Origin of the sequence: Massilia soli (genome assembly GCF_016809835.1) — a bacterium.
Taxonomy (GTDB): Bacteria; Pseudomonadota; Gammaproteobacteria; order Burkholderiales; family Burkholderiaceae_D; genus Telluria_A; species Telluria_A soli.
In genome coordinates, this window is record NZ_JAFBIL020000002.1 from 480,302 (window position 1) to 493,727 (window position 13,426).

Consider the following 13,426-nt stretch of genomic DNA (forward strand, 5'->3'; position numbering starts at 1 on the left):
TTTCCGCTATCGAAGTTTATCGACAATTCACCGTGCAAATAACCACTGACCGCGCAGCAGAAGAAGCAACCCTGTCCATTGCACGCACCATCGCAACGGATCACCTCCACAGACGCGCGGACCTGTGTGGCATCTTCATGGACGCCTTGACCTCCGTCCCCCCGACCATCTTCCACCACGATAATCCCGCGCAAGGCGTGTTCACCCGCAAGTCCGGGCACATCACGATCGACTGGAAGCGCGTCTTCGAGCGCGCCAGCATGGTGTCGCTGAACCTGGTCTCGGACGATTCGCTGGCGCTGGCCGACACCGCCCTGACGCTGTGCGCGCGCCACCAGGGCGGAACCAAGCTCACGGTGGGCGCCGATGAGGCGGCGGTGTTGTGCGCGATCTGGAGCTATCGCAACGTCGATGGCCGGATCGATGTCGAATCGGCGCATCAGGTCGCCACGCAGAACTTCGCGCTGCGCGGCATGGGTTTGCTGGAAGAGCAGCGCTTTGAGACCATCCTGTTTGCGCTTGGCCACATGCGCATCCTCGGCTTTACCGATGCGATGATCACGATGCCCGACCGGGTCGAGCTATCGTATTCATAAGCTGCAATGTTGTCTGCCGCACGGTGAAGCGGACCGGTCCGACGTAAGGTGGAGGCTGACCACGACAGGAGGCAATCATGAAAAATCACGACCAGGACAAGACCGAACAACTGCAACGCGAAAAGCAGCAGGTACAGCAGGAAGCCAACGAAAACCGCCAGGCGGCCGAGACTGAAGAAGTTGCTGGCCGCCACAAGAATGACGGCCAAAAAGATCACAAAGGCGCCGACAAGGGCCCGCGCGGTCAATAATTCCGTGTAATGCAATTCGGGGTCCATCCCCGGGGTTGATCCCCGGGCATGGACCCCGAACTGTTTGTTAAATGGCGCTGCTTATTCGGCGGCGCCGGCGTCGGCACCGCAGCATTTCTTGTACTTCTTGCCGCTGCCGCAAGGGCAATCGTCGTTGCGGCCAACCTTCGGTTCGTCGCGCTTGACCGTCTGGACCGCCGCCTTGCGCAGCGGTACCCAGAACTTGTGGATCGCAGGCAGGTTCGCTTCGATCTGCTGCGCCAGCTTGTGGGCCTTGGCAGGATCGTCCACTTCCTTCAGCTCGGCTTCTTCGATTTCATCGGCGCCCAGCAGGTAGATCGGGCGCATCAATGGCGCCAGGTCCGATTCCCAGATCGGCTGCCATGAGCCGGGACGCAGTTCCATGCCTTCCCAGAAGCCCCAGCACCACGCTTCGGCGTCGAGGATGGCGTCGCCGTTATGCTCGTGCTCGCAGAACAGCGGCTCGAATTCCTTTGGCGCCACTTCGAACGTGACCAGCACTTCGTTCATGAAGCGCATGATCAGGTTGACGATCTTTTCTTCTTCCTTGGCGTTCTTCCATTTCGGCGCGGCGCTGGCGTCCTCGCCCCAGACCTTGACCAGCCATTCGGCCGGCATGATGGTCTCCGGGCCGATCGCGATCGCGGTCAGGTAGCCGTGCAGGGTGTCCATCGTCATGGCGTCGTCGGAGCTGCGGTCGGACAGGAGGAACTTGTCAAGTTCGTCGAATTCTTTTTCGGTAAGGGGCTGGTCGAGTTGCATGGTGTGCTTCATGGTGAGGTTGAAGGCGCTAGTTTAACCGCTTGGGGCGCGCCAGCGTGCGAAACTTGTACGCCGCCGCGCCGGCCACCTTACAATTGCGGCATGACGAACCCGCCTCCACTCCATCCGTTCGCCGGCCTCGGCCCCGACCGTGTCCTCGATGCACTCGACAGCGTGGGCCTGCGCGGCGATGGCCGCCTGATCGCGCTCAACAGCTATGAGAACCGGGTGTACCAGGTCGGCATGGAGGAAGGGCCGCCGGTGGTGGTCAAGTTCTACCGTCCGCAGCGCTGGAGCGAGGCCGCCATCCTGGAGGAGCATGCCTTCGTCGACGAGCTGGCCGAGCGCGAGATTCCGGCGGTGCCGGCGATGGTCATCAACGGCCGCAGCCTGCACGAGTTCGAGGGTTTCCGCCTGGCCGTGTTCGAGCGCAGGGGCGGGCGCGCGCCCGAACTGGACGATCCGGCCACGCTGGAGTGGATCGGCCGCTTCATCGGCCGCATTCACGCCGTCGGCGGCCTCACCCCGTTCAAGGAGCGCCCGGCGCTCACCGTCGAAACCTTCGGTACCGAGCCGCGCAGCTTCCTGCTGGACAATGGCTGGATCCCGCCCGAGCTGCTGGCCGCCTACAGCAGCGTGGTCGACCAGGCCCTGGCCGGCGTCGCCCACTGCTACGAACGGGCCGGCCAGGTGCCGGTGCTGCGCCTGCACGGCGACTGCCACGCCGGCAACGTGCTGTGGACCGAGGCCGGCCCGCACTTCGTCGATTTCGACGACAGCCGCACCGGGCCGGCGGTGCAGGACCTGTGGATGCTGCTGTCGGGCGAGCGCGCCGAGATGGTGCGCCAGCTGAGCGATGTGCTGGCCGGGTACGAAGACTTCTGCGACTTCGATCCGCGCCAGTTGTACCTGGTCGAGGCGCTGCGCACGCTGCGCCTGCTGCACTACTCGGCCTGGATCGCGCGGCGCTGGGACGACCCCGCGTTCCCCGCCGCTTTCCCGTGGTTTAACACCCAGCGCTATTGGCAGGACCGCATCCTCGAATTGCGCGAGCAGGTCGCGCTGATGGACGAGCCGCCGCTGTGGCCGGTGTAATTTCGCCAACAAACCTGCCGTAAAGCGCCAAACTGCGGCGCTTTTCCCCGCTTTCTCGGTCCTCGGCCGCAGCCGGTCCTGACCGATAATCGATCGCAAGGCCAGCACTTCGCGTGGCCGCACCGAGCGAGAAGACCATGGATACCGCAGCAGCCCTGATTGATGACGCCAACCTGACGATGACCGCGCCGCTGCCTGATGGCGAGCCGCAGGAACAGTCGCCGACCCGCGCCCAATCCGAAATGCGCGCCATCCATGAGGCGATCGCCCGCGTCGAAGCCGAAGCGAAAGCGTCGTGCGCCGCCGAGAGCCGGGCCCACGCCGAATCGCGCGCGCGCCTGCTGGCAGAAGAGCGCGCCGCGATGGACGCCGCCGCCGCCGCCGCCGCGCTGCAAAATGCGCAGGCATCCGAACAGGCGATCGAAGCCCACCGCGACCGCCTCGAAACGCTGCGCGCCGCCGCCCAGGCCAGCACCGAGCGCCTCGAAGCCGTGCGCCAGGAGACTGCCGAACTGCGCGCGCGGGTCGAAGCCGATACCCAGATCAAGCTGGCCGCCGAAGCGCGCGCCAAGGCCGAGGACGAGGCGCGCCGCCGCGCCGCCGAGCAGGTCGAGACCGAATCGAAGCTGGCCAAACAGGCTGCCAAGGCCGCCGACCAGCTGATGGTCGAAACCGAACAGGCACGCCTGCAGGCGGTCGAGCGCGTCGCCGCGGTGCACGCGGCGCGCGAAGAGGTGGCCCATATCGCCAGCGCCGACGCGCGCCTGGCGACCCTGGCGCGCGAGCGCGAGCGCCACGCCAAGGGCGCGCGCCAGACCGCCGAGATGCTGGCCGACGCCGAAGCCGAGGCGCTGGAGCTGACCGTGCAGCGCGAGAAGGCCGACCAGGTGGCGCTGGCGTCGGCGTTCGCACGCGCGGTGGCCGAAGCACGCGCGCTGGAAGAAGCGCGCGCGCTGGCTCACCTGGAACAGGAACGCGAAGCGATCGCACTGGCGCAGGCCGAGTCCGAGCGGGTGGCGGCCGAATCGATCCACCTGCGCCTGCAGACTGAAAAGGAACTGCGCGACGCCGCCGTGCACCGCGAGCGCGTCGAGCAGATGGCGGCAGCGGGCGCGCAGGCGCGGCGCGAAGCCGAAGTGCGCATCCTGGCAGCGACCGAGCAGCGCATCGCCGTCGACCGCCAGTTGCGCGAAGTTGCCATTGCGCGTACCCGCGCCGAAGAAGAGGCGGCCGAGAAGGTCAGCGCGCGCGTCGAGGCGGAAGCCGAAGCGCTCGAAAACTGCAAGCTGCGCGGCGCGGCCGAAGAACGCGCGGCCGCGGCGGCGCTGCAGGAAGTCGAAGAGCATCAGCGTGCCCGCGCCCTGGCCGAAGAACGGGCCTCGCTGGCGCAGGCAGCCAGCGATGCGGCGGCGGCCGAAAACGCCGCCGAACAAGCGGCCGTCGCATCGATCGCCGAACAGGTGGAGCTGCAGCGCCAGGCCGCGGCCGCGGCAACCCGCAACGCCGAACAGGCGGCGATGCTGGCCGAGGCCGAGCGCGCACGCGCCATCGCCGAGGAGGCGGCGCTGGCGCGCCTGCAGGAGAAGCTGGACGCCGAACAGGAAGCGGCCAGCGCGGCGCAGGCGCGCGCCGACGCCGAGCTGGCGCTGGCCGCCCAGCTGCGCGAGCAGGCCGATGCCGAGCGCCGCGCCGAGCAGGCCAAGCTGGCCGAACTCGAGACCACCCGCGCGCTGGTGGTGCAAATTGATACCGAAGCGGCGCACAATGCCGCCGCGGCAGCGGCCGTTGCCGCCCAGCTGGAGGCCGCCGCCGAACTGGCACGCGTGCAGGCGGAGCGTGCGCACGCCGAACAGGCCAGGCTGGCGCTGACCCAGGACCTGCTGGCGGCCGAACGCGCCGCCGCGCTGGCGGAACGCGAATCGGCATCGCTGCTGGAGCAGCAGGTGGTGGCCGAGCGCCACAGGGCCGCCGCCGAGCAGCGTGCCAGCCAGGCCCTGGCCGCGCGGCTCGAATCGGACCAGGCAGCATGCCGCGCCGCCAATGCGCGCGCCGACGCCGAGCAGGAAAAAGCGGACATCGCGCGCCAGCTCGAAGTGGTCGCGGAAGTGGCCGCGCAGGCGGCGATCGACAAGCGCAACGCCCAGCGCCAGTTGCTGGAAAGCGCCCAGGCCCACGCCGACATGCAGCGCAAGGCGGCCATCGCCACCCGCGCCATGGCGGACGCCAAGCTGCAGCTGGCGGCGCTGGAGGCGCGCAGGCTCGAGACCGACACCCTGGCGCTGACCGCGACCCAGGACGCGATCGCCGTGGAGCGTGCCGAAGTCGTCGCCGGCGCTGCCCAGCGTACCGCGTCGGCGAGCATGACGCGCGAAGTGATCGGCCGTCTGACGCATCCTGCGACGCTGTGATGCCGGCGGCGATTTTCGGTTTGCCGCCGGGTTCGGGTTATGATTGACCCTGTTACCCATTTCATGCGCGATTGATGCTCAGGACACTTCCTATCCTGCTCCTGCTGTGGCTGGCTGCACTGCCTGCACGGGGCGCCAGCGACATCAGCTTTCTGGTCGACACCGGCACTGAAATGCCGATGGCGCGATTCGATGGCTGGCAGCTCAATGGCGGCATCCATTTCGATATCGGCCAGGCGCTTGCCAGGTCGATGGGGCGCCAGGCGGCGTTCCTGACACTGCCGCGCCAGCGCATGCTCAAGGCGCTCGACACCGGCAACGCCGACCTGATCTGCGGCTACATCCCGCAATGGCTGGACGGCCGCTTCAACTGGAGCCAGCCATTTTTGCCGACCGTCGAAGTGCTGCTGACCAGCGTGGCCTCCGAACGGCCGCGCAAGCTGTCGGACGTGTCGGGCCAGGTGATCGGCACGGTGCTGGGATATAAGCATCCGGAACTGGAGCGCGCATTGGGCGCCGGCTTCGTGCGCGACGACGGGCCGACCACCGAGGCAAGCCTGCGCAAGCTGTCGGTTGGCAGGATGCGCCATGCGGTCACCAGCGAATACATTTATCACTACCGCCTGAAACAGCGCGACCCGCCGATGGCAGTGCATCCGCCGCTGCGAATCAAAAGCTATATGACACAGTGCGCCGTGTCGCCCAACGGAAAAGTGACGGTGGCCGAGGTCGATGCGGCGATCGGGCAACTGCTGCGTACCGGCGCCATCGAGTCGATTATTGCGAAATACCGCTAGGGCTGCCCCAGTTCGGGCACTGCTGCAATCCGCCTGCCGCCTACTGGGTCACTTGCACCCTGCGGACAAAATACTCGGTCTCGCCGAAGCATGACGACGGCACCCCGCGGTGCTGCGAATAACTGAGCAGTACCCGCTTGCCGGTCGCCGCCGACAGCTCCTGCGCCAGCTTCGCATCGCGCACCGAAAACGCAAACCGTTCAGGAATCGCGCCCGGCATGCTCGACAGCAGAATCTCGCCCTCCCAGGTCTTGCACAGCCATCCCTTGCGCGAGAATTTTTGCAGGTAGCCGGCGCGTTCTCCTTCCGAGTACGACCAGCTGAGGGTAATCCAGGTGTATAGCGCAAAGCCGGCGACGGCTGCGGCAAGCAGGCCCAGCAGGATAAGGCTCGTTCTCAGGCGTTTTTGTGTGGGCATGGTGTCGTGTTGTTGTTATTGGAGGGCAATGACGCTGTGCATTGTGCCACGCCTGGCGCCGGCCGGACAGCTCAGGGTGCCGGCTGGACCAGGTGGCGCCGCCGGTAGCGCAGCGATGACCAGATCGACACGGCAATGAAGGCCACGCCGGACAGGCCGGTCAGCCATTCGGGGATATGGTACTCGACGCTGGCAAACATGATCAGCGCCAGGATGCCGATGGCGTAGTGGGCGCCGTGCTCGAGGTAGACGAATTGCTGCAAGGTGCCCTTGTCGACCAGGTAGACCGTCATCGAGCGCACGAACATCGCGCCGATGGCCAGCCCGAGCATGATGATGACGATGTCGTTGGTAATGGCGAACGCGCCGATGACGCCGTCAAAGCTGAACGAGGCGTCGAGCACCTCCAGGTACAGGAAGCCGCCGATGCTGCCGCGCGAGATGATGTTGCCGAGCGCGGGGTCGTCCGCCGGTTGTTCCAGCAAGCTGCTGATCCATTTAACGGCAACATAAATGACGACGCCGAACACGCCCGACGCCAGCACGCTGAGCTTGTCGTGCTCCGGTACCAGCGCCATCGCGCCGAAAGCGGCAAGCAGGGCGAGCAGGACGGCCAGCCCTTCGGTCCCGTGTTTGCCCACCTTCTCTTCGATCCGCCCCAGCCAGTGGAGTTCCTTGTCGTCGTCGAACAGGAAATTGAGGAAAACCAGCAGCAGGAAGGCGCCGCCGAAAGAGGCGACCTGGGCGTGGTGCTCGGTCAGGTGGCGCGCGTACGCGTCCGGGGTCTTGATGGCCATGCGCCAGACATCGCCAAGGCCGAGCCCGGTTGCGACGGAGACTATCAGCAAGGGAAACACCAGGCGCATGCCGAACACCGCGACCAGGATGCCGACCGTCAGGAACAGCTTGCGCCAGAACGCGTTCCAGTGGCGCAGGACCGACGCGTTGACGACCGCGTTGTCGAACGACAGCGATACTTCCAGCACGCCCAGCACGGCGGCGATCCAGAGGGCGCCCAGCATGCCCGGCAAGCCGGCGCGCGCATACCCCCACCAGCCCGCCACGACCATCAGCACCACGGTGACAGCGATCGAGAAGCGGAAGTGCTTCATTGTTTTTCCTTGGCCGGAGGGGCATGCAAAAAATACCACACCTGCACATATTACTGCTGGCGCAGGTCGATGGGGGTAGGGAAGATGGCCGCAATGCGACTTGTTCTGCGATAATTCTGATTAGCATTTTTTTACGGAAGAAGCATGGAATTCATTTATTTAATTACCCCGATCCTGACCTGGCTGGCGGTCGGTCCCATCAAATTCCTGATTAATAGCGCGCGCCATCGGCGCTGGGCATTTGATTTGGTGGGGAATGGCGGTTTCCCGAGTAATCACAGCGCGGTGGTGACCAGCATGGCGACCCTGATCGCTTTGCGCGAGGGCATGGCGCACCCGGCCTTCGGCGTAGCGGTGACCCTGGCGTTCGTCGTCATGATCGACGCTAACAGCTTGCGCCAGCATGTGGGCCGCCAGGCCTCGGCGATCAACCTGCTGCGCGCTGGCGCTGACGCAAAAATCCTGCGCGAACGGATGGGCCATACGCTGGTCGAAATTGCAGGCGGAATTGCCACCGGCATGGCGATCGCTTTCGCGATCCATTCCCAGTTTTCGCCGCTGTAAATACCCTGCAGGGCACTTATTTCCGCATTTCAAGTGCCCCAAATTGCATTTCAGGCGTCCAAAACGGCACTTCATGCATCGAAAACTGCAGTATGAAAGATCGTCAATTGACGGCGTAGAGGCCGTCTAGGATACTTCGGCGTTAGCAGTTTTCATTCCAGTTTCGCATTATCAGTCATCATAATTCCCCGGAGATATCACAATGCTGCGCAAAACCATTCTTGTCCTTGCCGTCGCAACGACGCTCGTCGCCTGTAGCAAGGAAGCCAAGGAACCTGCCAAGGGCGCTACCGGCACCGCCCAGGCGGCTGGGAAGGACGGCAAGCCAGCGGTCAAGCTGCTGATTTCTCCGGAAGACCTGCTGATGGTCCAGAGTAACTCGGTCAACTCGGGCCCGATCATCACCGGCTCGATCCAGCCGGAACGCAAGGCCGACCTGCGCGCTGAAGTCTCGGCGGTGGTGCTGCAAGTGCTCAAGGAAAACGGCGACGTCGTCAAGCGCGGCGACGTGCTGGTCAAGCTCGATGAAACGTCGATCCGCGACAGCCTGAACTCGGCCGAAGCGGCGGCGCGCGCGTCCAAGCAGGCGCTCGACCAGGCCGAGCGCCAGGTCGAGCGCATGAAGACGCTGCGCACCTCGGGCATGACGTCGGCCCAGGCCATGGATGATTCTGAAGTGCGCCGCAACAACGCCCTGAGCGACCTGGCCGCGGCCCGCACCCGCGCCGTCCAGGCCCGCCAGCAGCTGCAGCGCACGCTGGTGCGCGCGCCGTTCGACGGCGTGGTCAGCGAGCGCAAGGTATCGGCCGGCGACACCGCCTCGATCGGCAAGGAACTGCTGAAGGTCATCGACCCGACCAGCATGCGCTTCGAGGGCCGCGTCTCGGCCGACCGCATCGCCGTGGTCAAGCCGGGCCAGGCGGTCAATTTCCGCATCAATGGCTACGCGGGCCAGGAATTCCGCGGCGTCGTCAAGCGTGTCGATCCGGCCGCCAACGAAGTCACCCGCCAGGTGGAAGTGCTGGTCGGCTTCGCGCCGGGCGCAGCCCAGCCGCGCGTGTCTGGCCTGTACGGCGAAGGCCGCATCGAAGCCGAAGCGGCTACCGCGCTGATGCTGCCGGAAGGCGCGCTGGTCAAGGCTGGCGATGCGGCATTCACATGGCGCCTGAAGGAGCGTTCGAGCCTGCAGAAGGTCCCGGTCAAGCTGGGTCCGCGCGACGCCCGCAGCGGCCAGTACGAAGTGCGCAGCGGCCTGGCCGCCGGCGACCTCGTCATGCGCAACGTGAGCTCGTCGTTCAGCGACGGCCAGAAGGTCGAGATGGCTTCGCCCGCCAAGGTCGCCAGCGCCAACGCAGGCCAGAACGCCGCACAAGGAAAATAAGCCATGTTCTTATCCGATTTCAGCATCAAGCGGCCAATCGCAACGATCGTCCTGATCGTTGCGATGATGTGCCTGGGCCTGCTGGCCCTGAACAAGCTGCGCGTGAACCAGAACCCGGACGTCGACATCCCGGCGCTGATGATCAATATCCCGTACCCGGGCGCATCGCCCGAGACGGTCGAGCGCGAGGTCGTCAACCGGATTGAGAAATCGCTGCAAAGCATTCCCGGCGTCAAGGAAGTCAACGTCGATGCGCGCGAAGGCAGCGCCCAGTTCTGGCTCGAGTTCGGTTTCGACAAGAACCTGATCGAAGCGTCCGATGAAGTGCGCAACGCGATTGCGGCGGTGCGCTACAAGCTGCCGGTGGAGATGCGCGAGCCGATCCTGCAACGCTTCGACCCGGCCAGCCAGCCGATCCTCAACATGTCGCTGTCGTCGAGCACCCAAAGCCACGCGGAAATTTCACGCCTGGCCGAGGACTTGCTGGCCGACCGTTTCCGCGGCATCGACGGGGTCGCGGCGGTCAACGTCAACGGCGCCCTGCGGCGCGAGCTGTCGGTGCTGCTGCGCTCTGAAAAGCTGCGCGAATATAACGTCTCCGTGTCCGAAGTCGTGGCCGCCCTGCGCAGCCAGAACACCAACGCCCCGGTCGGCAAGATCCGCGGCGACATGGATGAAAAGAGCATCCGCCTGATCGGCCGCATCGAGTCGCCGGAAGCGTTCCAGCAGATCGTGGTCAAGCGCCGCGGCGACGAGCTGGTGCGCCTTTCGCAGGTGGCTGAAATCGAGGACGGCTTCGCTGAAATCAACAGCGTGAGTATCCGCAGCGGCAAGCCGAATGTCGGCATCTCGGTGATCCGTTCGCGCGAGGCCAGTACCGTCAGCGTGGCCAACAAGGCCAAGGAACTGGTCAAGGAAATCGAGAAAGACCTGCCGGAAGGCACCAGGCTGGAAATCACCCGCGACGGCGGCGACGAAGCCCAGCGCAGCCTGAACAACGTGATCGAATCGCTGGTGTTCGGCGCCGTGCTGACCATCTTCGTGGTGTACGCCTTCCTCAATTCATGGCGCTCGACCCTGATTACCGCGCTGTCGCTGCCGACCTCGGTGCTGGCCTCGTTCATCGCGGTCTGGCTGTCGGGCTTCACCTTGAACTTCATGACCCTGCTCGGCCTGTCGCTGGCGATCGGCGTGCTGATCGACGATGCCATCGTGGTGCGGGAAAACATCGTGCGCCACATGCAGATGGGCTCGGACCGCCGCAAGGCCGCGATGGAAGGCACGGCCGAGATCGGCCTGGCCGTGGCCGCGACGACCTTCTCGATCATTGCCGTGTTCATTCCGGTGGCGTTCATGCCGGGCATCTCCGGCGAATGGTTCCGTCCGTTCGCACTGACCGTGACCTGCTCGGTGCTGGTCAGCCTGGTCATTTCGTTCACGCTTGACCCGATGCTGTCGGCCTACTGGGGCGACCCGGCCGACCACCACACGGCGCCGAAGAAAGGCCTGTCGAAAGTCCTGCAGCGCTTCAACGACTGGTTCGACCACCAGGCCGACCGCTACGGCAACGTCATCGGCTGGGCACTGCATCACCGCGTCTGGATGACCCTGATTGCCGTGACAACCTTCATCGGTGCGATCGCACTGCACGTGATGTTCGGCGGTTCGAGCTTCCTGCCGGCAGCCGATAGCGGCAACCTGCGGATCGAAATCCGGGTGCCGGCATCGTCTTCGGTCGGTTACTCCCAGGCCAAGGTCGAGAAAGCGGCAGAACTGGCGCGCTCGATTCCTGAAACCAAGGACACCAACAGCTTCATCAATCTTGGCGGCGGCCAGATCTATGTCGACATCGGCAAGCGCAACACCCGCGAGCGCAGCGCCAAGGAGATCGCAGTCGAGCTGCGCGCCAAGGTGGCCCAGCTGGTCGGCGCCGAATACACGGTCATCGATGACCTGCAAGGCGGCGGCAAGCCGATCCGGATGGAGTTCACCGGCCCGGATTCGCGCAAGCTGCTGGAAATCACTGGCGCCTACATGGACAAGCTGCGCCAGGTGCCTGGCGTGGTCGACGTCGGCCTGTCGGAGCAGGATCCGAAGAACGAGCTGCAGATCGAACTGAACCGCGGCCTGGCGAATTCGATGGGCATCTCCGTCAACGATGCCGCCCAGTCGCTGCGCGTGGCATTCGCCGGCGTGGAAGTGGGCGACTGGGTCGATCCGACCGGCGAAACCCGCGACGTGGCGGTGCGCCTGCACCCGGCCGACCGCGTATCGGCCGAGAACATCGAGCGCCTGCCGATCGCCGTGACCGGCACCAACCAGATGGTTCCGCTCGACCAGATCGCCACGATCACGATGGGCAAGGGTCCGTCGACGATCTCGCACAAGGACGGCAAGCGCGTGATGGCGGTGTCGGCCAACGTCCAGGGCCGTTCGCCTGGCGAAGCGACCCAGGACGCGGTCAAGCTGGCCGACGCCATGGACTACCCGCCAGGCTACGGCCGCAAGCTGGGTGGGGCCGGTGAAGACCAGAAGGACTTGTTCACCAACATGACGGTGGCCTTGTTGTCCGGTATCGGCCTGATGTACCTGATCCTGGTGATGCAGTTCGGCTCGTTCACCGCGCCGGTCGCCGTGATGCTGTCGCTGCCGCTGTCGCTGATCGGCGTGGTGCTGGCGCTGATGTTGACCGGTAATACCCTCAACCTGATGAGCTTTATCGGCATCATCATGCTGATGGGACTGGTGGCGAAGAACGCGATCCTGCTGCTGGACGCGGCCCGCAAGCGCGAGGCGGAAGGTTACGGCCGCGAAGATGCGCTGATGTACGCCGGCCGCATGCGCCTGCGTCCGATCCTGATGACGACGTTCGCGCTGATCGCCGGCATGTTCCCGGTCGCGCTGGGCCTGGGCGAAGGCGGCGAATTCTATCGTCCGCTGGCGATCGCGATCATCGGCGGCACGATCACCTCGACCATCCTGACCCTGCTGGTGGTGCCGACGTTCTACGACAGTATCGAGATCAAGCGCGACAACATGGCCGCCAAGTTCCATGCCCGTGCCGAGCGTTACCATGCGCTGCCGGCGTTCCTGATGACGTTCCTGGAAGTGATCTTCTTCCTGACCTTCATCCGCCTGGTCTACCGTCTGGTGATGAAGGCGTTTAACAAGGTGACGGGCCGCAACCCGATCGTTGTGCCCGAGCTGGCACGGTAAGCGATCCGTTGTATCGACGTAAGGAGAGGGCCGCGCAAGCGGCCCTTTTTTTCGGCCAGGTCGCCGCCAGCGGCATAACCGGCTTTACACGCTTGGGGCCCGCCAGGCCTTAGCCCGGCGGGCAAACCGTGCTTACTTGGTGTCAGGCGGGGGAGTCGTGGTTGTGGTGGTGGTGGCGGCGCCCGTGTCGGTAGTGCCGGTCGTGCCCGACGTGCCCGAGGTTCCCGAGGTGCCGTCGGCCGGTGGCGTGGTGGTCGTGGTGGTCGTCGTGGTGGTGTCGCCGGTAGTGCCGGTGGTGCCAGTACCGGTGGTGCCGGTATCGCCCATGGTGCCGGTGTCGCCGGCGGTGCCGCTGGTACCCGACGTGGTGCTTGGCGTCGTCGTGATCGTGGTGTCGGTGGTGCCGGTTGCAGCTTCGTCACGCTTGCAGGCGCTGAGCGACGCCGTTACCACCACCGCCGCCAGCAGGATTTTTGTTACGTTCGAAAGTGATTTCATTGTTTGCTCCTCGTTCACGTCAATTGAATATCGCCTGCGTTTCGCGCCTTGCCGAAACGTAGGAAATGCCATTCAGTCCCTCAGTTGAGCCTGATAACGACCCGCGAAAGGGACCATCAGGGAACCGACGCAGCGAGACACGTGGCCCCGTTCAGTGCACGAATTCGACTGTAAAAATTAGACTTGGAAGGTTCTCGCCAGTTCGTCGATTTGTTCAAAACCGCCGCAATTGGCCGTGTGAGCGTCGTCGGTTTGATATGGCGCAAACCCGCAACGTTGGAGTCGCGTGGGTACAGGAAATGTCGCT

Annotated in this window: 12 protein-coding genes; 8 read left to right on the forward strand and 4 right to left on the reverse strand. The window is 64.9% G+C overall.

The features are described 5' to 3' along the window. Positions 1–137 precede the first annotated feature (137 nt). Together I4X03_RS06625 and I4X03_RS06630 are read left to right on the forward strand one after the other, a co-directional pair. Complete coding sequence (locus I4X03_RS06625) at positions 138–596, forward strand: hypothetical protein (RefSeq protein ID WP_223467324.1); 459 nt, start codon at positions 138–140, stop codon at positions 594–596. A 77-nt stretch (positions 597–673) separates the two neighbouring features. Beyond that, entirely contained in the window at positions 674–847 is a 174-nt protein-coding gene (locus tag I4X03_RS06630; RefSeq protein WP_223467326.1) for a hypothetical protein, read from the forward strand. Positions 848–928: 81 nt separating this feature from the next. Here the strand turns inward: I4X03_RS06630 and I4X03_RS06635 are convergent, their stop codons facing one another. After that, positions 929–1,630, reverse strand: a complete 702-nt coding sequence (locus tag I4X03_RS06635; RefSeq protein WP_223467328.1) for a UPF0149 family protein — start codon at positions 1,628–1,630, stop codon at positions 929–931. A gap of 102 nt (positions 1,631–1,732) precedes the next feature. Between I4X03_RS06635 and I4X03_RS06640 the strand changes: the two genes are divergently transcribed. From I4X03_RS06640 to I4X03_RS06650, 3 genes are all read left to right on the forward strand, one after another. Further along, the gene (locus I4X03_RS06640; protein ID WP_223467330.1) at positions 1,733–2,725 is read left to right on the forward strand and encodes a serine/threonine protein kinase; all 993 of its coding nucleotides are present in this window, start codon (positions 1,733–1,735) and stop codon (positions 2,723–2,725) included. Between the two features lie 137 nt (positions 2,726–2,862). Then, positions 2,863–5,133: a coiled-coil domain-containing protein gene (locus I4X03_RS06645; RefSeq protein WP_223467332.1), complete on the forward strand. Its 2,271-nt coding sequence runs from the start codon at positions 2,863–2,865 to the stop codon at positions 5,131–5,133. 74 nt (positions 5,134–5,207) lie between these two features. Beyond that, entirely contained in the window at positions 5,208–5,930 is a 723-nt protein-coding gene (locus I4X03_RS06650) for a substrate-binding periplasmic protein (protein ID WP_223467335.1), read from the forward strand. A 40-nt stretch (positions 5,931–5,970) separates the two neighbouring features. On the opposite strand, the gene I4X03_RS06655 is transcribed toward I4X03_RS06650, so the two are convergent. After that, positions 5,971–6,348 carry a DUF8785 domain-containing protein gene (locus I4X03_RS06655; protein ID WP_223467337.1) on the reverse strand — a complete coding sequence of 126 codons (378 nt, stop codon included), beginning with the start codon at positions 6,346–6,348 and terminating at the stop codon, positions 5,971–5,973. A gap of 71 nt (positions 6,349–6,419) precedes the next feature. Beyond that, on the reverse strand, positions 6,420–7,460 hold the full coding sequence (locus tag I4X03_RS06660) for a DUF475 domain-containing protein (protein ID WP_223467339.1): 1,041 nt from the start codon (positions 7,458–7,460) through the stop codon (positions 6,420–6,422). A 144-nt stretch (positions 7,461–7,604) separates the two neighbouring features. Here I4X03_RS06660 and I4X03_RS06665 point away from each other — a divergent pair, with 144 nt between their 5' ends. The 3 genes from I4X03_RS06665 to I4X03_RS06675 all read left to right on the forward strand — a co-directional run bounded on the left by I4X03_RS06665 (position 7,605) and on the right by I4X03_RS06675 (position 12,621). After that, positions 7,605–8,024 (forward strand): divergent PAP2 family protein, encoded by a 420-nt coding sequence (locus I4X03_RS06665; RefSeq protein ID WP_223467341.1) that lies wholly within the window; start codon positions 7,605–7,607, stop codon positions 8,022–8,024. Between the two features lie 202 nt (positions 8,025–8,226). Beyond that, entirely contained in the window at positions 8,227–9,405 is a 1,179-nt protein-coding gene (locus I4X03_RS06670; RefSeq protein ID WP_223467343.1) for an efflux RND transporter periplasmic adaptor subunit, read from the forward strand. Positions 9,406–9,408: 3 nt separating this feature from the next. After that, positions 9,409–12,621 carry an efflux RND transporter permease subunit gene (locus tag I4X03_RS06675; protein ID WP_223467345.1) on the forward strand — a complete coding sequence of 1,071 codons (3,213 nt, stop codon included), beginning with the start codon at positions 9,409–9,411 and terminating at the stop codon, positions 12,619–12,621. Between the two features lie 132 nt (positions 12,622–12,753). Here the strand turns inward: I4X03_RS06675 and I4X03_RS06680 are convergent, their stop codons facing one another. Continuing rightward, positions 12,754–13,119, reverse strand: a complete 366-nt coding sequence (locus tag I4X03_RS06680; RefSeq protein WP_223467347.1) for a hypothetical protein — start codon at positions 13,117–13,119, stop codon at positions 12,754–12,756. Positions 13,120–13,426 lie beyond the last annotated feature (307 nt).

What these genes read in the sequence shown, in the direction of transcription:
- I4X03_RS06640 (WP_223467330.1), top strand. Translation starts at nt 1,733, where the DNA reads ATGACGAACCCGCCTCCACTCCATCCGTTCGCCGGCCTCGGCCCCGAC.
- I4X03_RS06665 (WP_223467341.1), top strand. Translation starts at nt 7,605, where the DNA reads ATGGAATTCATTTATTTAATTACCCCGATCCTGACCTGGCTGGCGGTC.
- I4X03_RS06630 (WP_223467326.1), top strand. Translation starts at nt 674, where the DNA reads ATGAAAAATCACGACCAGGACAAGACCGAACAACTGCAACGCGAAAAG.
- I4X03_RS06670 (WP_223467343.1), top strand. Translation starts at nt 8,227, where the DNA reads ATGCTGCGCAAAACCATTCTTGTCCTTGCCGTCGCAACGACGCTCGTC.
- I4X03_RS06680 (WP_223467347.1), bottom strand. Translation starts at nt 13,119, where the DNA reads ATGAAATCACTTTCGAACGTAACAAAAATCCTGCTGGCGGCGGTGGTG.
- I4X03_RS06655 (WP_223467337.1), bottom strand. Translation starts at nt 6,348, where the DNA reads ATGCCCACACAAAAACGCCTGAGAACGAGCCTTATCCTGCTGGGCCTG.
- I4X03_RS06625 (WP_223467324.1), top strand. Translation starts at nt 138, where the DNA reads ATGGACGCCTTGACCTCCGTCCCCCCGACCATCTTCCACCACGATAAT.
- I4X03_RS06675 (WP_223467345.1), top strand. Translation starts at nt 9,409, where the DNA reads ATGTTCTTATCCGATTTCAGCATCAAGCGGCCAATCGCAACGATCGTC.
- I4X03_RS06635 (WP_223467328.1), bottom strand. Translation starts at nt 1,630, where the DNA reads ATGCAACTCGACCAGCCCCTTACCGAAAAAGAATTCGACGAACTTGAC.
- I4X03_RS06650 (WP_223467335.1), top strand. Translation starts at nt 5,208, where the DNA reads ATGCTCAGGACACTTCCTATCCTGCTCCTGCTGTGGCTGGCTGCACTG.
- I4X03_RS06645 (WP_223467332.1), top strand. Translation starts at nt 2,863, where the DNA reads ATGGATACCGCAGCAGCCCTGATTGATGACGCCAACCTGACGATGACC.
- I4X03_RS06660 (WP_223467339.1), bottom strand. Translation starts at nt 7,460, where the DNA reads ATGAAGCACTTCCGCTTCTCGATCGCTGTCACCGTGGTGCTGATGGTC.